The organism is Saccharothrix hoggarensis (assembly GCF_042678885.1).
Taxonomy (GTDB): Bacteria; Actinomycetota; Actinomycetes; order Mycobacteriales; family Pseudonocardiaceae; genus Actinosynnema; species Actinosynnema hoggarensis.
Genome location: NZ_JBHTLK010000116.1, coordinates 1 through 21,426 on the forward strand (window position 1 = coordinate 1; position 21,426 = coordinate 21,426).

The 21,426-nt window shown below is 72.6% G+C and carries 10 protein-coding genes, 1 tRNA gene and 2 pseudogenes; 6 read left to right on the forward strand and 7 right to left on the reverse strand.

The window, feature by feature from the left end; translation table 11 throughout:
• The 3 genes and pseudogenes from ACFQ3T_RS21200 to fabD all read left to right on the forward strand — a co-directional run.
• Positions 1-5,703: SDR family NAD(P)-dependent oxidoreductase (locus ACFQ3T_RS21200; RefSeq protein ID WP_380725061.1), on the forward strand; the 5,703-nt coding region annotated here is incomplete at its 5' end.
• A 24-nt stretch (positions 5,704-5,727) separates the two neighbouring features.
• The gene (locus ACFQ3T_RS21205; protein WP_380725062.1) at positions 5,728-10,200 is read left to right on the forward strand and encodes a beta-ketoacyl synthase N-terminal-like domain-containing protein; all 4,473 of its coding nucleotides are present in this window, start codon (positions 5,728-5,730) and stop codon (positions 10,198-10,200) included.
• A 73-nt stretch (positions 10,201-10,273) separates the two neighbouring features.
• Positions 10,274-11,167: pseudogene (gene fabD, locus ACFQ3T_RS21210) on the forward strand (ACP S-malonyltransferase); the annotation flags it as partial.
• A gap of 98 nt (positions 11,168-11,265) precedes the next feature.
• On the opposite strand, the pseudogene ACFQ3T_RS21215 reads toward fabD, so the two are convergent.
• Positions 11,266-11,412: pseudogene (locus tag ACFQ3T_RS21215) on the reverse strand (hypothetical protein); the annotation flags it as partial.
• Between the two features lie 95 nt (positions 11,413-11,507).
• Between ACFQ3T_RS21215 and ACFQ3T_RS21220 the strand changes: the two are divergent.
• Both ACFQ3T_RS21220 and ACFQ3T_RS21225 read left to right on the forward strand, forming a co-directional pair.
• Positions 11,508-13,067: an AMP-binding protein gene (locus ACFQ3T_RS21220; RefSeq protein ID WP_380725063.1), complete on the forward strand. Its 1,560-nt coding sequence runs from the start codon at positions 11,508-11,510 to the stop codon at positions 13,065-13,067.
• A 95-nt stretch (positions 13,068-13,162) separates the two neighbouring features.
• Positions 13,163-14,425 carry an MFS transporter gene (locus tag ACFQ3T_RS21225; protein WP_380725064.1) on the forward strand — a complete coding sequence of 421 codons (1,263 nt, stop codon included), beginning with the start codon at positions 13,163-13,165 and terminating at the stop codon, positions 14,423-14,425.
• A 98-nt stretch (positions 14,426-14,523) separates the two neighbouring features.
• Here ACFQ3T_RS21225 and ACFQ3T_RS21230 read toward each other — a convergent pair whose 3' ends face one another.
• Positions 14,524-16,077 carry a tryptophan halogenase family protein gene (locus tag ACFQ3T_RS21230; protein ID WP_380725065.1) on the reverse strand — a complete coding sequence of 518 codons (1,554 nt, stop codon included), beginning with the start codon at positions 16,075-16,077 and terminating at the stop codon, positions 14,524-14,526.
• Positions 16,078-16,404: 327 nt separating this feature from the next.
• Here ACFQ3T_RS21230 and ACFQ3T_RS21235 point away from each other — a divergent pair, with 327 nt between their 5' ends.
• Entirely contained in the window at positions 16,405-17,175 is a 771-nt protein-coding gene (locus tag ACFQ3T_RS21235) for a tryptophan 2,3-dioxygenase (protein ID WP_380725066.1), read from the forward strand.
• 22 nt (positions 17,176-17,197) lie between these two features.
• Here the strand turns inward: ACFQ3T_RS21235 and ACFQ3T_RS21240 are convergent, their stop codons facing one another.
• The 5 genes from ACFQ3T_RS21240 to ACFQ3T_RS21260 all read right to left on the reverse strand — a co-directional run.
• A complete protein-coding gene (locus ACFQ3T_RS21240; protein WP_380725067.1) occupies positions 17,198-18,040 on the reverse strand; it encodes a response regulator transcription factor in 843 nt (280 codons plus the stop codon).
• A 649-nt stretch (positions 18,041-18,689) separates the two neighbouring features.
• Positions 18,690-19,265 (reverse strand): ATP-dependent Clp protease proteolytic subunit, encoded by a 576-nt coding sequence (locus ACFQ3T_RS21245; RefSeq protein ID WP_380725068.1) that lies wholly within the window; start codon positions 19,263-19,265, stop codon positions 18,690-18,692.
• A gap of 131 nt (positions 19,266-19,396) precedes the next feature.
• Entirely contained in the window at positions 19,397-20,029 is a 633-nt protein-coding gene (locus ACFQ3T_RS21250; RefSeq protein WP_380725070.1) for an ATP-dependent Clp protease proteolytic subunit, read from the reverse strand.
• Positions 20,030-20,572: 543 nt separating this feature from the next.
• Positions 20,573-20,645 (reverse strand) — tRNA-Arg (locus tag ACFQ3T_RS21255).
• Positions 20,646-20,769: 124 nt separating this feature from the next.
• Positions 20,770-21,426: substrate-binding domain-containing protein (locus ACFQ3T_RS21260; RefSeq protein ID WP_380725069.1), on the reverse strand; the 657-nt coding region annotated here is incomplete at its 5' end.

Genomic DNA, 21,426 nt, shown 5'->3' on the forward strand with positions numbered 1-21,426 from the left:
GGGCCGGCCGACGCCCGGGCGCTGCTCGCCGCGGCGGCCGGACCGGACGGGGTCGAGCGGTTCCTGGCGCGGCGCCGGGACGTCACGGCGGAGATGGACCGGTTCCTGCGCCGACTGCTGCTCGCCCAGCTCACGTCGGCCGGGCTGTTCCGCGAGCCCGTGCCCGCCGAGCGGGTCGCGGCGGGCGCCGCGATCAGGCCCGGTTTCGAGAAGTGGCTGGACCACAGCGTCGCCGTGCTGGTGGCGGGCGGTGAGCTGGTCCGAGACGGCGGCCTCCTGCGGACGCGGGACGGCGCGCCGGACGTCGCGGCCGCGTGGGACGCGTGGCGTGACTGGAAGGACGCGCACGCGGGCGACCCGGAACTGATGGCCAAGGCGTCCATCGCCGAACGCGTGGCCGAGGCCGTGCCCGCGATCCTGAAGGGCGAGTCGACGGCCACGGACGTCCTGTTCCCCGGCGGGTCGTTCGAGATCGTCGAATCGGTCTACAACGGCAACGCCACCGCCGAGTACTTCAACCGCGTGGTGGCCGACAGCGTGCGGGCCGAGGTGCGGGAACGCGCTCGTGCGGCGGGGGCCGGCCTCCGGCTGCTGGAGATCGGCGCGGGCACCGGCAGCGCGAGCAAGTGGGTGTTCGAGCGGCTGGCGGGCTTCGAGCGCGACATCGCCGAGTACTGCTACACCGACATCTCCAAGGCGTTCCTGATCGAGGCGGAGAAGCGGTTCTCGGCCCGGGTGCCGTACCTGACGTACCGCGTCTTCGACGTGGAGCGGGCTCCGGGGGAGCAGGGTCTGGAGACGGGGCGGTACGACGTCGTCGTCGCCAACAACGTCCTGCACGCCACCGAGGACATCGTGGCGACCGTCGAGCACGCCAAGGCGCTCCTCCGGCCCGGCGGTGTCCTCCTGCTCAACGAGCTGTCCGACAACGAGCTGTGGTCGCACCTGGCGTTCGGCCTGCTCGACGGGTGGTTCCGCCACGCGGACGGGCGTCGCCTGGCCGGCGGCCCCGCGCTGTCGTCGGACTCGTGGCGGGAAGTGCTGCGGGCCAACGGGTTCGGCGAGGTGAGCTTCCCGGCCGAACAGGCACACCCGCTGGGGTTGCAGGTCGTGTCGGCCCGCTACGGCCTGCCCGCGCCGCTCGCCGTTCCGGTGGAGACGGGGCCCGCGCTGGAAGCGCACGTCGAGGACGCCCTGGTGCGGTGCCTGATGGCCGCCTTGAAGCTCGGGCGGGACGAACTCGGCGTCGACCGGCCGTTCGCCGACTACGGGCTGGACTCGCTCACCGGCGTGTCCGTGGTGCGGGAGCTGAACGGCGAGCTGGGCACCGACCTCGACGCCAGCGCCCTGTTCGACCACCCCACGATCCGGCGGTTCACGGCGTTCCTGTTGAAGGAACACCGAGACCCGATCACCGCCCACCGGGCGGCCCTCGCGCCCACCGGTCACGCCCCCGCCGAGCCGCCACGAGCACCCGAGCCCGCCGAAGCACCCGGCACGACCGAAGCGCCCAGCACCACCGAGGCACCCAGCGTCGCGGAAGCCGCCCACACCGTCGAAGCGGCCCACACCGTCGAACGCACCGCCGAAGCACCCCGCGCCGAAGCCCCCGGCACCACCGAGGCAGTTCGCACCACCCCCGCGGTCGCCACCACGGCCGTCCACGCCGTCGAGGCGCGCCCCGGCGCCGGTCCGGCCGGCGGTCGCGAACCCATCGCCATCATCGGCATGAGCGGCAGGTTCCCGGGCGCGCGCGACGTCGACGAGTTCTGGGAGCAGCTGGTCGAAGGCCGCGACCCCGTGACCCGAGCGACCCGCTGGGACCTGTCCTCCCTGGGCAGCCGGTGCGTGGACGGCGGGTTCATGGACGGCGTCGACGAGTTCGACCCGCTGTTCTTCGGCATCTCCGGCACCGAGGCCGCCTACATGGAGCCGCAGCAGCGGTTGTTCCTCCAGGAGGCGTGGACCGCGCTGGAGGACGCGGGTCACGCGGGCGGTTCGCTCGACCGCGACCGCTGCGGCATCTACGTCGGCTGCTGGGTCGGCGACTACTTCGACCTCGCCACCCCGGACGACTACCCGGCACAGGCGTTCTGGGGGAACATGAGTTCCCTCGTGCCGTCCCGGATGTCGTACCACCTGGACCTGCACGGCCCCACCACGACGGTGGACACCTCGTGCTCCAGCTCGCTCACGGCGACCTACCTGGCGTGCCAGGCGCTGTGGGCGGGCGACGCCGACGTGATGCTCGCCGGCGGCGTCTTCGTCCAGTCCTCGCCCCGGCTGTACCTCGCCGGTTCCCGCGCCGGGATGCTCTCCCCGACGGGGAGGTGCCACACGTTCGACCAGGCCGCCGACGGGTTCGTCCCGGCCGAGGGGGTCGGCGTGCTGGTCCTGAAGCGCCTCTCGCAGGCGCAGGCGGACGGTGACCGCGTCCACGGCGTGATCCGCGGCATCGGGATCAACCAGGACGGCACGTCCAACGGCATCACCGCGCCGAACGGCAATTCACAGGAGGAGCTGTTCCGCCGGGTCTACCGGGACTTCGGGATCGACCCCGAGGGCATCCAGATGGTCGAGGCGCACGGCACCGGCACGAAGCTCGGCGACCCCGTCGAGTTCAACGCGCTGGTCCGCGCGTTCCGCGCGCACACGGCGAAGGAGCACTTCTGCTCGCTCGGGTCGAGCAAGGCCAACATCGGCCACTCGCAGGCCGCGGCGGGCGTGATCGGGATCATCAAGACCCTGCTGGCCATGAAGCACGGGACGATGCCCGGCCTCCTGCACTACCGCGAGGCCAACGCCAACATCTCGCTCGACGGCAGCCCGTTCTACGTGCACACGGACGCCCGGGAGTGGGTGGCGCCGCGCGGTGACCGGCGCCGTGCGGCGGTGACGTCGCTCGGCGCGAGCGGGACGAACGTCCACGTGGTCATCGAGGAGCCGCCGCCCGCGCCCCGCCCGTCCACCCCGCCCGGCGCCCGGCTGGTCGCCCTGTCGGCGCGAACCCCGGAGGCCCTGCGCGAGCAGGCGGCCCGTCTGGCGCGCCACTGCCGGGAGCACCCCGACCTCGACCTCGCCGACGTGAGCTGCACGCTCCTGCTGGGGCGCAGGCACTTCCAGCACCGGTGGGCCCGCGTGGTCGACGACCTCGCCGCGGTGGAGCGAGCCCTCGACGCCTGGCTCGGCGGCGACGACACGACCCCGACCGGTGACAGCCGGGCGCACGTCCTCGCCGCGGAGTACCTGAGCGGCGGGACGCCCGACTTCGAGGAGCTGTTCCGCGACGGGCGACGTCGACGCACGTCGTTGCCCACCTATCCGTTCGAGCGCACCCGTTACACCCTGCCCGGCAAGCCGGCGCCGAGCCGCGGAACCGCCCCGGACCGCACGGTGCTCACCGGCGACGAGTTCTACCTGCGCGACCACCTGGTGGGCGGCACGGCCATCGCGCCGGGCGCGGTCTACCTGCACTGGGCGCACGAGGCGATCCGACGGGACGGCGGCGTCGCGCGGCAGGACGCCGTGCGCCTGCACGACGTCGCGTTCCTGCGTCCGCTCGACGTGACGGGAGGGCCGCGCGAGCTGCGGGTCGACCTCCGCGACGAAGGCGGCGCGACCCGCTTCGAGGTGCGCACGACGGGTTCGCCCGCCGGGGGAGAGTCGGTGGTCCACTGCCAGGGCCGGTTCTCGACCGCGGCACGGCCCGAGCGCCGGGCGTTCGACCTGCCCGCGATGCTGCGGGACTCCCGGCGCGTGCCGGTGGACCCCGAGCGCTTCTACGCCGAGTACCGCGAGGGCGGCATCGACTTCGGCCCGGCGATGCGCGGTGTCGTCGCGGTGCACGAGTCCGACGGCGCGGTGCTCGCCGAGCTGCGGCTGCCGGACGTCGTGGCGGACACCGCGGCCGGCTTCGCGCCGCACCCGACGCTGGTGGACTCGGCGATGCAGTGCATGCGGCTGCTCGCGGCCCTCGGCGACGGGGACGGCGGCATCGGACTGGTCTTCGCCATCAAGGAGGTGGAGGTGCTCGCGGACTTCGCCCCGACGATGTGGGCGTGGGTCCGCGACGTGGACGGCAAGGTCGACATCGACCTGCTCGACGAACGCGGCCGGGTGTGCCTCACCCTCCGCGGGATCACGGGCCGCCGCACCGAGCCGTCGGCGCGGCCGGCCACCACCCCCGAGCCGGGCGACGAGCCGCCCGCGGTGACGCTGCTCCCGACGTGGGACCCGGCGCGGGAGGCGACGGCCGAGGCGTGGCCGCGGACCTCCGACGCGGTCGGGATCGTCGCGACGACGCCGGCGGCACGGGACGTCCTCACCGCGATGTACCCGTCGGCGCACGTGCTCGAGGTTCCGCCGCACGGCTCGGCGCGCGACGTCGACCACGCCGTCCGGTCCGCCCCCGTGCTCGACCACCTGGTCTGGGTCGCGCCCGAGCACGGGGAGGCGCCGTCCGCCGAGCGGATCGCCGACGACCAGGCCGCGGGCGCGCTGCAGGTGTTTCGCCTGGTCAAGAGCCTCCTCGCGGCCGGCTACGGCAACCGCGCGCTCGGGTTGACCCTGATCACGAACCGCGCGCACGCGGCGCACGAGTCGGAGCACGTCGACCCGTCGCACGCGGGCGTCGCGGGCCTGGCGGGCTCGATCGCGAAGGAGTACCCCAACTGGGCCGTGCGGGTGGTCGACCTGGGCGCGTACGACGCCGCGTCGCTGTCCGCCGTGCCGGCCCTGCCCGCCGACCCGGACGGCAACCCGCGCCTGCACCGCGGCGGCACGTGGTTCCGCCAGCAGCTCGTGCCCTTCCGGGCGGAGCCGCCGACGTCGTCCCGGTTCCGGGAGGGCGGGGTCTACGTCATCGTCGGCGGTGCGGGCGGCCTCGGCACGGCGATCAGCGAGCACCTGATCCGCCGGTACCGCGCGCGGGTGGTGTGGCTCGGGCGCAGCCCGCGGGACGGGTCGATCGCCGCCGCCATCGCCGCCGCGTCCGCCTCCGGCGGGCCGGAGCCGCTCTACCTGCGGGCCGACGCCACCAGCGCCGAGTCGTTGCGGCAGGCGCGCGACGAGGTCGAGCGGCGCTTCGGCCGCGTGCACGGCGTGATCCACTCCGGGCTGGTGGTCGCGAGCGCGAGCCTGTCCGCCATGACCGAGGCGGAGTTCCACGACGTGCTCCGGAGCAAGGTCGACGCGAGCGTGCGGCTGGTGGACGCCTTCGGCGGCGACTCGCTGGAGGTGGCGCTCTTCCTGTCGTCCATCAACTCCTACCTGAAGGCGATCAAGCAGGCCAACTACGCGGCGGGCTGCACGTTCATGGACTCCTTCGCGCGCACGGTGGAACGCCGGTACGGGGCCGCCGGCAAGGTGGTCAACCTGGGTTACTGCTTCAACAACGCGGCGGACGGCGACGACCGCGCGACGCTGATGGGCAACGCCATCCCGCTCATCCGGCCGGACGAGCTGGTGGCGGCGATCGAGCTGCTGTGCGCGGCGCCGGTCGCGCAGCTGACCCTGATGAAGTTCAGCCCCGCGGTGAACACCCGGGGCATGACCGTGGGCGACGACGAGGCGCTGCTGCTCCCGCAGGACGCCGCGTCATCGACCGCGACCGTCCACAGTGGACAAAAAGAGCCACGGAACGCGTTTGACGACCTCGAGCGGCTGCGTGAACGGGTCAAGGAACTGACGGCGCTCGCGATCTGATCGCGCGACTTCGGAGGATCGATCATGAAAAGGCTGCTGCTCGACTTCCTGTGGTCGCACCTGCGGTCCCTCGGCGCGTTCCGGTCCGAGCAGCCCGTCGGCGCGGCGCGGGAGGCGGCGGGCCTGCTGCCGGTGTACGACCTGTGGTTCGCCGAGGCCGTCCGCGTGCTGGAGGTCGAGGGCTACCTCGAACGGCGGGGTGACCGCGTCCTGGTCCGCCGGACCGCGCCGGACCGGTCGTTCGACGAGCTGTGGCGGGAGTGGGAGGCGCAGCGGCCGGGCTGGCGGGACAACCCCGACCTGGCCGCGATCCACGTGCTGGTGGAGACGACGCTCCGGGAGCTGCCCGACGTGCTCACCGGCAAGCGGCGCGCCACGGACGTCATGTTCCCCGGCGGGTCGGTGGAGCTGGTCGAGGCGGTCTACAAGTCCAACCCGGAGTCGGTGTTCTTCAACCGGGTGCTGGCCGGGGAGCTGGTGGCGCACCTGCGGCGTCGCGCCGAGGCCGAGCCCGGTTTCCAACCGAGGATCCTGGAGATCGGCGCGGGCACCGGCGCGACGAGCGCCGCCGTGCTGGCGGCCCTCGACGCGGCGGGGACGTCGGTCCGGGAGTACCGCTACACCGACCTCTCCCGGGCCTTCCTGGACCACGCCGAGCGGTCGTACGGGCCGGGCCGCCCGTTCCTGGCCTACGGCATCCTGGACATCGAGCGCTCGCCCGCCGAGCAGGGCATCGACGTCGGCGGCTACGACGTGGTCATCGCCGCCAACGTGCTGCACGCCACCCGGAACATCCGCGCGACGCTGCGCAACGCCAAGGTGGCGCTCAAGAGCGGCGGCGTCCTGCTGCTCAACGAGGTGACCGCGAACACCTTCCTCAACCAGTTCACGTTCGGGCTGCTGGAGGGGTGGTGGCGGTACGACGACGCCGAGTCGCGCATCACGGGCAGCCCCATCCTGTCGGTCGACGGCTGGCGGCAGGTGCTCGCGGAGGAGGGCTTCGGCCCGATCTCGCTGCCGGCGTGGGAAGCCGCGGACCTCGGGCAGCAGATCATCGTCGCCGGCAGCAACGGTGTCGTGCGGCAGCGGGGCGACCGGTCGCGCGAACCCGCGCGGCAGCCCGTCCCGGTGCGGGCGGCCGAGCCGAGGGGAGCCGCGCGGGGACGTGACACCGCGGTCCCCGCGGGCGACGGACCCGCGGACCGCCTGCTCGCCCACGTCGAGGCGGTGGCGGTCGACGTGCTGGCGGAGGCGCTGCGGATCGACCGCGCCCGGATCGGCCGGACCGAGCCCTTCTCGGACTTCGGCATCGACTCGATCTTCGCGGTGCAGGTGGCCCGCACCCTCGGCGCGGAACTGGGCCTCGACCTGGACGTCACGCTCCTGTTCGAGTACGGCACGGTGGCCGAGCTGGGTGAGTTCATCGTCGGCGAGCACGCCGACGCGCTCAGCGCCGCGCTCGCCGACGAAGCCGCCTCCCACCCCGTCGAGGTGCGGCAGCGGGAGGACCCGGCCGACGTGGCGGAGCCCGGGGACGCGCTCGACGCCGAGCCGGACGGGATCGCCATCGTCGGGATCTCGGCGCGGTTCCCCCGGGCCGACGACGTCGAGGAGTTCTGGCGGATCGTCGAACAGGGCGAGCGGCGCGTCACCACCCCGCCGCTGGGGCGCGAGGACTGGGTCGCCTACCGCGACGCGGTGGACACGACCGGGATGTGGGGCGGGTTCCTCGACGGCGTCCACGAGTTCGACCCGCTGTTCTTCAGCCTCTCGATGACCGAGGCGCGGCAGCTGCCGCCCGAGCTGCGCCTGATGCTGATGACGGCGTGGAACGCCATCGAGGACGCGGGCTACCGGCCCGCGGAGCTGCGGGCGCGGCCGACGGGCGTCTTCATCGCCGCCACGCCGACCGAGTACCGCGCCGACTCGCCCGAGATGCTCCTGCCGTCGCCGGTGATGATCCCCAACCGCATCTCGTACCTGTTCGACCTGCACGGCCCGAGCGAGCAGTCCGACACGAGGTGCTCGTCGTCGCTCGTGGCCCTGCACCGCGCCATCCGGTCCATCCGGGACGGCGAGTGCGAGCAGGCCCTCGTCGGCGGGGTGAACCTGACGATGTCGCCCGCCGGGTTCGAGGTGATGCGGGCCGGCGGGATGCTCACCACCAGCGGCGCCGTGCGGCCGTTCCAGGAGGGCGCCGAGGGCACCGCGCGCGGCGAGGGCGTCTGCGCCGTGCTGGTCAAGCCGCTCCGCGCGGCGGTCGAGGACGGCGACTTCGTCTACGGCGTGGTGCGCGGCACCGCCGTCGCGCACGGCGGCAAGGGCGTGTCCTTCACGGCGCCGAACATCCGCGGGATGAAGTCGGCCATCACCCGCGCCTACGCCGACGCCGGCGTCGACCCCGGTTCCGTCGCCTACGTCGAGGCGCACGGCATGAGCTCGCTGCTGGCCGACGGCGCGGAGATCGCGGCGCTGCGCGCGAGCCTGCGCGGCGACGCGGACACGCCGGGCGACGACGGGTCCGTCACCTACCTGGGCAGCCTGAAGCCGGTCTTCGGCCACACCGAGGTGGTCTCGGGCCTCGCGGCCCTGGTGAAGGTGGTGCAGGCCCTGCGGCACGGCGTGATCCCGGCGATCCCCGGCTTCGGCCGCCCGCACCCGGACCTCTCGCTGGACGGGACCAGGCTGCGGCTGGCGTCGGAGAACCTGCCGTGGCCCGTCCGCACCGACGACGACGGCCGCGTGCTCCCGCGCCGGGCGAGCATCAACAGCTTCGGCATCGGCGGCGTGAACGCGCACGCGGTGCTGGAGCAGTACGTCCCGCGCACCCCGGCCCGCGCGGAGGACGTGCCGTCACCGCAGGTCCTCGTGCTCTCGGCCAAGACCGAGGACGGTCTCCGCGAGCGGGTGAGACGGCTCGTCGGCCGGCTGAGGGGCACGGAGTCCTTCGCCGACATCGCCTACACGCTCCAAGTGGGTCGCGAGCCGATGGCGTGCCGGTTGGCGCTGGTCGCGACGACCGGTGACGAAGCGGCCGACGTGCTCTACAAGTGGCTCGGCGGCGACCCGGAGGCGCGGTCCCGGGTGGCCTTCGCCGACGACGTGCGGCGCGCCGGTCCGTCCGACGACGACGGTCGGGAAGCGGCGGAGGGGAACCTGAAGATCCTCGCGGACCGGTGGGTCGCGGGTGCCGCCGTGGACTGGGAAGTCCTGCACGAAGGCTCACGGCGCCGGAGGGTTCCGCTGCCGGGCTACCCGTTCCAGCGGGAGGTCTGCTTCATCCCGCAGACCCCGGCTCCCGACACCGTGGCGACCGCGCCCGTGCGGGCCGAGGTCGGCGCGACGCGACCGGACGACTTCGTCACCGGCCTCGTGGCCTCCGTGCTGGGTCTGGAGGAGCACGTCATCGACCGCACGAGGCCGCTGGCCGACTACGGCCTCAACTCCCTGCTCCTGACCGGCGTGCTGAGCCGCGTCCGCGGCGCGTTCCCCGCCTTCCAGCCGGACTGGTTGCAGGTGCACGACACCGTGGACGACGTGGTCGCCCGGCTGTCGGCGGTGGCGGGCGACGGCACGGCGGCGGGCGCCGGCTTCCCGGAGCTGGTGCACCTGAACGGCGTGGCCGAGGGGCGGCCGGTGTTCTGGGTGCACGGCGCGTTGGCGAGCGTCGAGACCTACCGCACGATCGCCGCGCGGGTCGACCGGCCGTTCTACGGCATCCAGGCCCGCGGCTTCCTGACCGAGCAGGAGCCCGTCGAGGGAATCCCGGCGATGGCGGAGCACTACCTCGACATCATCCGCTCCGTGCAGCCCGAAGGCCCCTACGACATCGGCGGCTTCTGCCTCGGCGGCATCGTCTCCTACGAGATGACCCGCCTCCTCCAGTCCCGGGGCGAGGTGGTGCGCTCGCTGGTGATGGTGGACTCGCCGGACGTCACCGGCTGGGCGAAGTCGAACGGCGGCGGGTCCGCGACGGCGCGGAGCGCGGCCCTCCAGGTGGTGAACTCGTTGCTCTGGCCCGCCGGTGTGAAGGGCCTCGACGAGGTCCGGCCCCGGCTGATCCACCAGGACGACGTCGCCGGGGCACCCGACGACGACGCGGCGTTCGTGCGCCTGCTCGCCGACCTCGCCGTCGAGCGGGGCCTGTCGCTGGGGCGCGAGCAGGTGGCCGCGTTGATCGAGCGGAACATCGCGATCCAGCTGGCCTACCGGATCGGCGAGTTCGAGATCCGGCCGCTGGCGGACCCCGACGCCGTCGACGCCACGTACTTCCGCAACGCCCGCGGGCTCTTCATCGGGGAGCTCACGCCGTACTTCCAGGTCGTCGGCGAGACGTTCTCGCTGGACCACGTCAACTACCGGCAGGACTGGGAGCGCGAGCTGCCGGGGCTGCGCGTGGTGGACCTGGACGCGGCCAACCACATGACCCTCATGCACGAACCCGATTCCCTTGCCGCCGTGGAGGAAACGTGCGTGCGGATCTACGCCGCGGACTAGTGTCCCCGGTGGAACCCGCCGCGTCCGCGCGACCGATCGGCAAGTACCGACGACCCCGGTGTGAGGTCAGCTGATGCTTTGCTACGTCTTCCCCGGCCAGGGCGCGCAGAAGAAGGGCATGGGCAAGGACGTGTTCGGGCACTTCCCGGACCTGTGCCGCCAGGCCGACGAGGTGCTTGGGTACTCCGTCGAGGAACTGTGCCTGCAGGACCCGGACCGCCTGCTGAACAAGACCAAGCACGCGCAGCCCGCGCTCTACGTCGTCAACGCGCTGCACTACCTGGCGGCACGCCGGGAGGACCGGCCCGCGCCGGACTTCCTGGCGGGCCACAGCCTCGGCGAGTACAACGCGCTGTTCGCGGCGGGCGCCTTCGACTTCGTGACGGGCCTGGCGCTGGTGCGCCGCCGCGCCGAGCTGATGGGCCGGGCGGGCGGCGGCGGGATGGCCGCGGTGGTGGGCGTTCCCGCGGAGGTCATCGAGGAGACGTTGGCGGCGCACGGCGTCACCGGGGTCGTCATCGCCAACTACAACGCGCCCGAGCAGTTCGTGCTGTCCGGGGGCAAGGAGGAGCTGGAGCGACTCCGGCCGGTTCTGGAGGGCGTCGAGGGCTTCCGGGGTTTCGTCCCGCTCCGGGTCTCCGGTGCGTTCCACTCGCCGCACATGGCGCGGGCGGCGCGGGAGTTCCGGTCCTACCTGGACTCCGTGGACTTCGGCGAGTTCCGGACCCCCGTCGTCTCCAGCGTGACCGGACGTCCCTTCGAGACCGACCGGGACGCCGTCCGGGCCGCGCTCGCCGAGCAGATCACCCGGCCCGTCCGGTGGACCGACTGCGTCCGCCACCTGCGGGACGCGGGTGTGTCGGAGTTCGTGGAACTGGGCGGCACCAAGGTGTTGACGTCCCTCATCGACAAGATCACGGCGGCGGAGGACCACGGGGAACGGCAGAGCGCCCCCTCCGCCGAACCGGCGTCCACTGGGTCCACATCCACCGAACCCGCGTCGAGCGAGTCCGCGTCCCCCCAACCGGCGTTCACCGAACCCGCGCCCACCCAACCGGCGTTCACCGAACCCGTGTCCATCCAACCGGCGTTCACCGAACCCGTGTCCACCGAACCGGCGGACGCCGGGCCGTGGCTGGAATACCGTGACGAGCGCGTGCTGGCCCTGCTGCGCGACTGCGCGAGCGGAACGCTCCGCGTCGACGAGGCCATCGAGAAGATCCGCGCCGGCGGAGCACGCCACCGGTGACCGACCGGGCCCGCCCGGTCGCCCACTCCGCCGTCCCCACCACTGGAGTTGCCCACTCATGATGTTCGTCGACTACCTCGACCGAGGCTCCCGCATCGACCCCGCCGCGCCGTGCATGCTCGCTCCCGACGGGACCGTGCTCATGACGCACGAGGACTTCACCGCGGTCAGCCACCGGGTCGCGGTGGCCTTGCTGGACGCCGGGCTCGAACCGGGCGAGCGCGTGGCGATCCTCAGCACGAACGACGCGCACGCGTTCGCCGCCGCGGTCGGCGTGATCCGGGCGGGCGGCGTCTGGTGCGCGGGCCACTCGGCCAGCGCGATCGACGACTACGTCACGTTCCTCGACCTCGCCGGCGCCACCCGGCTGATCTACCACGGTTCCCTGGCCGACCGCGCCACGGCCGTCCTCGAACGGCTCCCGGCCGTGCGCACGGCGGTCTCGATCGGACCGGGCCGCGCGGGCGACCCGGAGCTGACCGCCTGGATGGCCCCCGCGGGCGCGACCGCGCCGATGCTGCCACCGGACACCAGCCGCCCGATGCTGTTCATCAGCACCGGCGGCACCACCGGCACGCCGAAGGTCGTGCCGATCACCAACCGGCAGGCGCACCTGATGTTCGTCGCGATCTCCGTGCACGCCGCCGAGCCCGAGCCGCCCCGCCACCTCATCGCGACGCCGATGGCCCACGCGGGCGGGTCGCTGGTCTTCCCGACGCTCGGCGCGGGCGGGTCCGTCGTCATCCACCAGGACGTGGCGCCGGCGGAGATCGCCGCCTCCATCGAGCGCAACCGGGTGTCCCGACTGTTCCTGCCCGCCGCGGACCTGTACGACCTGCTCGCCCTCCCGACGGTCCGCGACCACGACTACTCCTCGCTGCGCCACTTCTTCCTGTCGGCCTCGCCCATCCCGCCCGAGCGGATCGCCGAGGCCGTCGACGTGTTCGGGCCGGTCATGACCCAGTACTACTCCCAGTCCGAGGCGCCGTTGACGTGCACGGTCCTCACCACCGAGGACATCGCGCGGGCCGTGGCCCCCGGTGGTGACCGCAGGCGGCTGGCCTCCTGCGGCAAGCCGACCGTCGTCGCCCGCGTCGAGGTCATCGACGACAACGGCGAGATCCTGCCGCCCGAGCGGCTCGGCGAGCTCGCGGTCCGCTCCGACCTGGTGTTCGACGGGTACTGGGAGAACCCGGAGGCGACCGCCGAGACCCGGCGCCCCAACGGCTGGCACGGCACCGGCGACATCGGCCTGCGCGACGCGGACGGCTACCTCTACATCGTCGACCGCAAGAAGGACATGATCATCACCGGTGGCCTCAACGTGTACTCCTCCGAGGTGGAGGCGGTCGTCCACACCTTCCCCGAGGTCCGCGACTGCGCGGTGATCGGCCTGCCGCACGAGAAGTGGGGCGAGGTGGTCACCGCCGTCGTCGAGCCGGAGCCGGGGCAGGAGGTCGACGTGGACGCGATCCTGCGCAGGTGCGAGGAGCGGCTCGGACCGGTGAAGGCGCCCAAGTCGGTCCTGGTCCGCGAACTGCCCCGCTCCCTCGTCGGCAAGGTCCTCAAGCGCGAGCTGCGCGACGAGTACTGGGCGGCCCACGACCGGAAGGTGTGACCGGCGCCGATCGCCTCACCTCAGCACCCCGCCGGGCCGCGGCCTCCCGCACGGCCCGGCGGTCGCGTTTCCTCCAATCCGCCAAGGAGAACTCAATGGGCAAGGCAACGACAGATCGGCCGGACGTGGCGCCGCGCGGCCCCGGGTCCGAACTCCTGCACGGCTGGCGGCCGTTGACCGCCGCCACGGTCGGCATCGGCCTCGGCGTCGCGTCGCTGCCGTTCTACACCTTCGGGTTATTCATCCCGGAGCTCGAAGCGGAGTTCGGCTGGAGCCGCAGCCAGCTCTCGTCGGTGCTCCTCATCGGCTCGGTCATCAACGTCCTGCTGGCGCCCCTCATCGGCACGCTCGTCGACCGCTACGGCGTGCGCATCCCGTCGACGGTGTCCCTCGTCGCGCTCGGCGGGATCTTCCTGCTCCTCTCGGCGGTCGGACAGCCCTTCACGGCGTTCCTGCTGGTGTCGTCCCTGATGTACGTGCTGGCGGCGGCCTCGTCGCCGGTGTCGTTCACCCGCGCGGTCAACGAGCGGTTCGACCGGGCCCGCGGTGTCGCGCTCGGGATCGCCCTCGCGGGCGCGGGGCTCGTCGCCTTCCTCGCACCGCAGATCCTCGGCGCGCAGATCGCGGAGGACTGGCGCGGCAGCTACCGCGTCCTGGCCGTCGTGGTGTTCGTGGGCGCGGTGGTCGTCGGTGTGCTGATGCCGCGTTCGCGGGCGCTCGCCCGGCCGGCGTCCCGGACCGGGGCCACCGCCGCCCTGCGGCTCGGGCCGCTGCTGCGCACCCCGCTGTTCGCCCGCCTGGCCGTGACCTTCTTCGTGCTCGCGCTGGCCCTCGGCGGTATGCCGGTGCACCTGGTCCCGCTGCTGCGCGACGCCGGGGTGTCACCCGCCTCCGCCGCGGGCACGGCGAGCCTCGTCGGCGTGTCGCTGATCGTCGGCCGGCTGGTGGTCGGTCTGCTCGTGGACCGCTTCTTCGCGCCGCGGATCGCCGCCGCCGTGCTCGGCGTCGCCGCGATCGGGTTCCTCGCGCTGCTGTTCGGCGGTCCCGGCCTGGCCGCGGTGGCCGCTGTCGGCCTCGGCCTGTCCCTGGGCGGCGAGGTGGACGTCATGGGCTACCTGACCGCCCGCTACTACGACCTGGCCTACTACGGCCGCCTGTTCGGCGTGCTGTACGCGATCTTCGTCGTCGGCGTCGGCACCAGCCCGTTGCTGATCTCGTGGCTGCGCGGGGCCACCGGCGGCTACGACGTCGCGCTCATCGCGTCCACGGCCCTGCTGGTCGTCGCGGGCGCGCTGCTGATGACCCTGCCGCGGTTCCCGGCGAAGGCCGCGGACGAGCCGGTCGAACAGCACTCGTGACGCGGACCGCCGGGGTGGTCGAAACCACCCCGGCGGCACGCCCACGGCACCAAGTCCTCAGCGCCCGTCTCTCAGTGCCCGTCCTCAGTGCCCGTCTCTCAGCGCCCGCTCGCCACGCTCGCCAGGTACTCCTGCTGGCTCGGCAGGGCGTCGACGAGAGCCGAGGCCTGCTCGCGCACCCGCGCCAACTGCGCGCGCGCCTCGGTGTCGTCGAGGTAGTCGAGCGCGGGCAGCGACCGCTGGGGCAGGTGGCCGCCGAGCCCGAGCAGCATCACGTTGTACGAGTACGCCTCGAACCCGTGGTAGTACGGGTAGATGCTGGTCTCGTCGGGCAGCCGGACCGACCACGCCTCCAGCCGCTCCTCCAGCCCCGCGGGCACCGGCCGCTCCTTGGTCGCCTTCCAGTACGGCGTGTCGGCCCGCGCCGCGCACCGGTAGTGCACCACCAGGAAGTCCCGCACGCCGTCGAGGCAGCGCGCGATCGCCCGGTTGTAGCCCGCCGTCAGCTCCGGCTGCCAGTTCTCGTCCGGGAAGTGCTTGACCAGCTGCTCGACGCCGTACTGGATGAAGAAGATCCCGGTGGACTCCAGCGGCTCCACGAACCCGCTGGAGAGCCCGATCGCCACGCAGTTGCGCACCCACGAGTTCCGGTTGCGGCCGATGCGCATCTTGATGTGGTTGGCCTCGACCTCGGCCGCCGCCGGGCCGACGAACTCGCGGAGCGTCCGCTCGGCGTCCTCCGGCGCGCAGAAGTCCTCGGCGTAGACGTACCCGGTGCCGATGCGGTTGGACAGCGGGATCGTCCAGATCCAGCCGGAGTCCATCGCGGTGGCCGTGGTGCACGGGCGCATCCCGTTCTCCACCACGTCGATCGGCACGCGCAGCGCGACGGCCCGGTTGTTCGGCAGGTAGTCCTGGTAGGACTCGAACGGCTCCTTCATCACCTGGTTGATCAGCAGGCCGCGGAACCCGGTGCAGTCGATGAACAGGTCGCCGGTGATGTCGCCGTGCTCGCGGGTGACCACGTGGCTGATCCAGCCGCGCTCGTCCTGGCGCACCTCCAGCACGTCGTCGCGCACCCGGCGGATGCCGCGGCTCGTGCCGAGGTCGGCGAGGAACTCGGCCAGCAGGGACGCGTCGAAGTGGTAGGCGTACGGGAACTGGGTGCTCTGGTCGGACAGCGTGCTCCGGCGCGGCCGATCGCCGCCGTCGTGCAGGGCGCGCTCGAACAGCTCCCCGTCCGGGTACCGGGGCGACCGCATGGCGTCGCACAGGGCGGGGATCACCAGGCAGTCCTTGTCGAACCGCTCGCCGCCGAGCTTGAGCCACCAGTCGGCCATGGTGAACCCCTGCACCTTGGGCAGCCGCTCGAACGGGTGGTAGAACACGTGGCCCGGCTCGCGCCAGTTCTCGAACCTGATGGCCAGCTTGTACGACGCGTGGCAGGCGGGCATCCACTCGTGCTCGGCCAGGCCGAGGTAGTCGAAGAAGTGCCGGACGGTGCTGAAGGTCGCCTCGCCGACGCCGATGGTGGGCACCCGGGCCGACTCGACCAGGGTCACCGAGAGCCGATCGCCGAACGCTTCCTTCAGGTAGGTGGCGGTCATCCAACCCGCGGTACCTCCACCGACGATGACGACGTTGCGGAGCATGTCCCACCCTCTTCACGACAGCCGAACCTGACCTCGACGGCCAGTGCAGCACGCCCGGCCGGCCGGCCGCGACTGCTCGACCGGGCACTGACCGTGAACCGTTGGCGGGGCTCGTTGGGGCATCCGTTCGGGCACTGGCCCCCGGACCGCCCCCGTTCCTAACCTCGACCCGGTGACGATCGGTCGTGCCGGTGTGTCGCGAACGGCGGACGGTCCCCGGTCGCGCACCGCGGTCCGGGGGCGTCGTCCCGCCTTGCCGCTGCCTCGCCGACGACGTCGAGCCGAGCGGGTTGTCTTGTCCGAACGTCGTCGATCGAGGAGGTTTCCGTGGTCCAGTCGGACCGGCGAAACGGCGCCGAGCACGCTGTGGGGACCCGCTACCGCGAGGTGCTGCAACTCGACCGGCTCCTGGCCTGCCAACCCGAGACGAAATCGCACGACGAGCTGATGTTCGTCATCGTGCACCAGGTGCACGAGCTCTGGTTCAAGCTGATGCTGTTCGAGCTGGAGGAGGTGCGCGACCTCCTGCTGGACGGCCGCCTCGGCGCGGCCGAGCACCTGCTGCGCAGGCTCGTCGCCGTCGAGCACGTGCTGCTCTCGCAGTGGGCGGTGCTCGACACCATGCTGCCGGTGGACTTCCTCGCCTTCCGCAAGACCCTCGAAGGCGGCAGCGGCTTCCAGTCCGTGCAGTACCGGGAGATCGAGTTCCTGGCCGGGCTGAAGGACGCCGGGTACCTGGACCGGGTTCCGCTCACCGACGCCGAGCGCGAACGCCTGGCGCGCAGGCTGGAGGAACCCAGCGTGCGGGAGGCGTTCGTCGCCCTGGTCGAGAGGCGCGGGCTCGCCTCGCTCGCCGACCTCTGGCAGCACGGCTACCACGACCAGCCCGCCGCGCACTGGGAACTGCTGCGCGTGGCCGAGGCCCTGCTGGACGTCGACCAGGCGTTCGGCCGGTGGCGCACCCACCACGCGCTGACCGTCGAGCGCCAGATCGGGTACAAGCGCGGCACCGGCGGCTCGGCGGGCGTGGACTACCTCCGCACGCTCGTCGCCTCCCACCTCTTCCCCGAGCTGTGGGAGGTCCGGTCCCGGCTGTGAGCCGCCCGCCCGGTCACACCGGTCATTCGGTCAGCAGGCCGTCGCGGATGGCGTAGGCGACCGCGAGGGTCCGGTTGGGGCAGTTCAGCTTCGCCAGCAGGTTCGCGACGTGCCGCTTGGCCCCGTGCACGGAGATCCCGAGCCGGCGGCCGATCTGCTTGTTGCTCATCCCCTCGGCGAGCAGGCTGAGCGCCTGCTGCTCCCGCGGGGTGAGGCGGAACGTGGTCGTCCTCGGCTGACCACGCCTGCGCAGCTCGGTGATCAGCTTCCGGGCGAGCGAGGACGAGAGCACCATGTCCCCCCGCTGGAGCCGGAGCAACGCGTCCTCGAGCGACCGCGGGTCGACGGCGGACTCCAGGATGAACCCGTCGGCCGTCAGCGTCGACGCCTGCGCGATCACGTCGTCGCTCGCGTCGCGGAGCAGGGCCACCGTCTTCACCCCGCGCTTGGCCGCCACCGCGGCCACCTGGTCGAACTCCTCCCGTGCGTCGGCGGACAGGAGCACGATGTCGAAAGTGCGGTTCTCCAAGAGGGTCACGGCCTCGCGGAACCCGGCGCAACCGTGCACGACCTTCACCGGGGAAAGGCTGTGCAGCATGTAGGTGAGACCCCACCTCGTGACCTCGTTCGGGAGGACCACCAGGACCGCCAGGTCGGCGTTGTGGAACCGGGCGACGTCGTCCGCGCCACGCCCGTCCGCGACGGATTTCCGTCCACTAACCAGAGCGATAACATCCCCGCTGATGGCGCACCATCCTTCGTAGGAGAATTTGCTGCTGTCGTCAGAGACCAGTTCCGCGGTGGCGCCCCGCCGAGCCCGCACCACCGTCACGGGCGGGAAAGACGCGCCATCGACCGTCCCCACCGATCAATGTTCTCCAGTTCTTCCGCGATTTTCCGACCAGGGCGAAACCCCGGCCGGGGCACCGTTGTCGTGCTTCCCGCGCGCCGATGGGACTTCGAAGTCGGGACGGCGCGGGAAAGCGCGCGCGACCGTTCGGGCACTTCCCGCGTCGGCCGCGGTCGTGCCGGGATGCGCGTGGAGTCGTCGACCTGCCGCCGTTGTCGGCGCGAACGGCCGGACACGGCCGATCGGATCGGCGGAACACCGGCGGACAACGCGGATCGGGACGCGCTCAGGCCGAAGCTGGAGATGTCCATCCGCGTTCTCTCACAGGAACCGCGCGACCGTGCGCAGGCTTCCCCGGCCGGTCAATGCGGGCACCGCCGTTCGATATCCATCGCACCACCCCCCACGTCCCGGCCGGACCTCCCCACCGGCACACCGAGATGCCGCACCGATGCTAACCACATGTCGACGTGACGGCGCAAGGCACGCGTCGCCGTCACCCCCAGTCACGGGACATCCGCGCTGGTCGGGCCGCTCGGGCGGGCCGGGGCCGACGAGTGGGGAGCGGGATGCCGAACACAGTGCGGCCCAGTTGCGGTCCACCGGTTGCGAACGGTGTCGTCGTCGGGTTATTCCGGGTGGGGTGTGTCGCCCGCGGGCTCGCTCAGTTGCCCTGCGGGGCGTACTTCCCGCCTGCCGCGGCCTGGTCGACGATGCCGTAGGCCACCGCCTCCGGGGCGGACAGGCGGCGGTGGGCGCGGAGGTCTCCCGCGACGACGTCCGGGCTCCGCCGCGTCCGCTCGGACAGCAGCCGCACCATGTCGTGGACCCACTTCCGGTGCAGCGCCGCCGGCGCCGCCAGGTGCTCGCCGTCGAGCCCTTCGTCGAGGCCCGGTTCCCTCAGGACGACGGCGGAGCCCGGCAGCGCGTACCTCTTGCCGGGAGCCCCGGCGCACAGCACGAGGGTCGCCGCCGACTCGACCGTGCCGACCGCCCAGGTCGACACCTCCGGGGCGACCCAGTTGATCATGTCGCAGATCGCGAACGCGGACGACAGCGACCCGGCCGCGCTGTCGATGTAGAGCCTGATGTCCTCGTCGGGGTTCGTGGCGTTCAACAGCAGCAGCTGCGACACCACCGAGGTCGAGGCGCTCCGGCCGAGCTCGCCGCTGATGACGATCGTGCGGTCGTCGAGCATGTCGCTCATCAACTTGTTCAGCGCCCAGCCGTGCGCGGACATGCCGTGACCACTCCCTCCCGCCGCCCGCGCGCGGAGCGCGCGAACCGGCCCGGTGCCGGGGGGAAGGTCGGACCGGCGGGAAGCCCCACCGGGTCCGGCGCGTGCGACGGCTGCACGACGACCACGAGCGCTCAGCGCGAGGGGTTGATCGGGTCGCTCTCCGGGGCGCCGGCGGCGCGGCTGATCACGTGGTCGACGAGGCCGTAGTCGCGGGCCTCCGTGGCGCTGAACCAGCGGTCGCGCTCGGCGTCCTTCAGGACCTGCTCCTTCGTCTGGCCGCTGAAGCCGGAGATGAGCTCGGCCAACCGGCTCTTCAGCCGGCGCAGGCGGTCCGCCTGGATCGTGATGTCGGACTCGCTGCCGCCGACGCCGCCCAGCGGCTGGTGCATCAGGATCTCGGCGTTGGGCAGCGCGTAGCGCTTCCCGGGCGCACCGGCGGACAGCAGGAACTGGCCCATGGACGCGGCCATTCCCATCGCGTACGTGGCCACGTCGCACGGGATCAGGTTCATCGTGTCGAAGATGGCCATTCCCGCGGTGACCGAACCACCGGGCGAATTGATGTACATCGCGATGTCGGCGTCCGGGTCCTCGGCCGCCAGCAACAGCATCTGCGCGCAGAGCTTGTTGCCGATCTCGTCGTTCACTTCCTGGCCGAGCACGATGATCCGCTGGGCGAGGAGGCGGTCGTACAGCGAATCACCCCAGGAAAGACCACCCGGAGCCGCCGCGTTGACGGGCGCGGTGATGCCGGACCAGATCATGGGCGCGGCCGTGACCTGCTTGTGCTCGTTCATATTCACGTACTGCTCTCTTTCTCTCGCCGCGTCCTGGCATGCGCAGCCCACTCTAGTCGTGGTCTCCTCGGCGCGTGCTTCCGACACCGGGGGTTCGCCACAAGCGGACGTGCCCGCCACCGGCCCGTCGGGACCGCCGGCGCACGCGCTTTCCGAGCCGTCCGTTCGCCTTGTCGGCCCTGATCAACGGCCCCCTCGCGGCGAGCCGGCCGGACGGCGCCCGGCGCCCGGCGGCGCGGCGCTCCGGCGCCGCCCGTCACCTCGCGGCGGACGCGGTCCCGGTGCTCCGGCCGGAGTCCGTGATCTCGGCCGGTTCGCGGTCCCGACGACCGGTGATCACGGGCGTCTCGCGGGGAACGTCGACGAGCGCGTTCGCGCGGGGTCTCGTCATCGGCCCCGCGCACCCGCGGCTGACGCGGCGGGAGGTCCGGGACCGGAGAAGTGGATCGTGCGGGTGTGGTGTGGGCCGACCTCGACCGCGGATCGGCCACCACCGTCACAGTGCTTGCGTGCCCCCGGCAGGATTCGAACCTGCGACCTCGGGATTAGAAGTCCCTCGCTCTCTCCACTGAGCTACGGAGGCTGGAGGGGCTGTGACCACGCGCTGTAGCAGCGTAGCCGCCCCACCGGACACATCGTCCGGAACACCCGGCGCGTTTCTTCCTGGCGCCGGAACTGCGATTATGAGGCCTGAAAAGTGATGTGGATCACTTCGGTGGGGCCGTCGAGTCGCGGGAAACCAGCGAAACGGGCAGTCTTGTGGGCTCGCCTGGTCTACCGCCGTCGAGCAGCCGGAGCGCCAGTTCGCCCGCGTGGCGGCCCTTCTCGGCCAGGGGTTGACGCACCGTAGTCAACGGTGGGTCGGCGTGCTCGGCCGCCGGCACGTCGTCGAACCCGATCACCGAGACGTCGGCCGGCACCCGCAACCCGAGGTCGCGCACGGCCTGCAGCGCGCCGAACGCGAGCTCGTCCGACGCGCACAGCAGCGCGGTCGGCCGGGGCGTGGCGGAGAGCAGGGCGCGGGCGCCCGCCCGGCCGAGTTCGCGGCTGCTCCGGGCGCACTCCCACACCGGCGTCTCCGGCCCCGTCACGTCGAGGTAGCCGTGCAACCGGTCGCGGGTCACCCGGAAGGACGTGGACGCCAGCCGCTCGGGCGACACGGGCCCGTTGTGGCCGTCGGGGTGCAGCGCGAACGTCACCACGCCGAACCGCCGGTGCCCGGACGCCCACAGTGACGTCGCCGCCAACCGCGCCCCGCCGAGGTCGTCCACCTCGACGCGCGCCGTGTCGGGCAGCACGGGCTGGTCGACCACGACCACCGGCAGCCCGCGCCCGCGCGCGGCGGCCAGCGCGGGCGCGTGGCC

Coding starts and splice junctions, on each gene's coding strand:
- ACFQ3T_RS21205 (WP_380725062.1), top strand. CDS start 5,728: ATGAAAAGGCTGCTGCTCGACTTCCTGTGGTCGCACCTGCGGTCCCTC.
- ACFQ3T_RS21220 (WP_380725063.1), top strand. CDS start 11,508: ATGATGTTCGTCGACTACCTCGACCGAGGCTCCCGCATCGACCCCGCC.
- ACFQ3T_RS21225 (WP_380725064.1), top strand. CDS start 13,163: ATGGGCAAGGCAACGACAGATCGGCCGGACGTGGCGCCGCGCGGCCCC.
- ACFQ3T_RS21230 (WP_380725065.1), bottom strand. CDS start 16,077: ATGCTCCGCAACGTCGTCATCGTCGGTGGAGGTACCGCGGGTTGGATG.
- ACFQ3T_RS21245 (WP_380725068.1), bottom strand. CDS start 19,265: ATGTCCGCGCACGGCTGGGCGCTGAACAAGTTGATGAGCGACATGCTC.
- ACFQ3T_RS21250 (WP_380725070.1), bottom strand. CDS start 20,029: ATGATCTGGTCCGGCATCACCGCGCCCGTCAACGCGGCGGCTCCGGGT.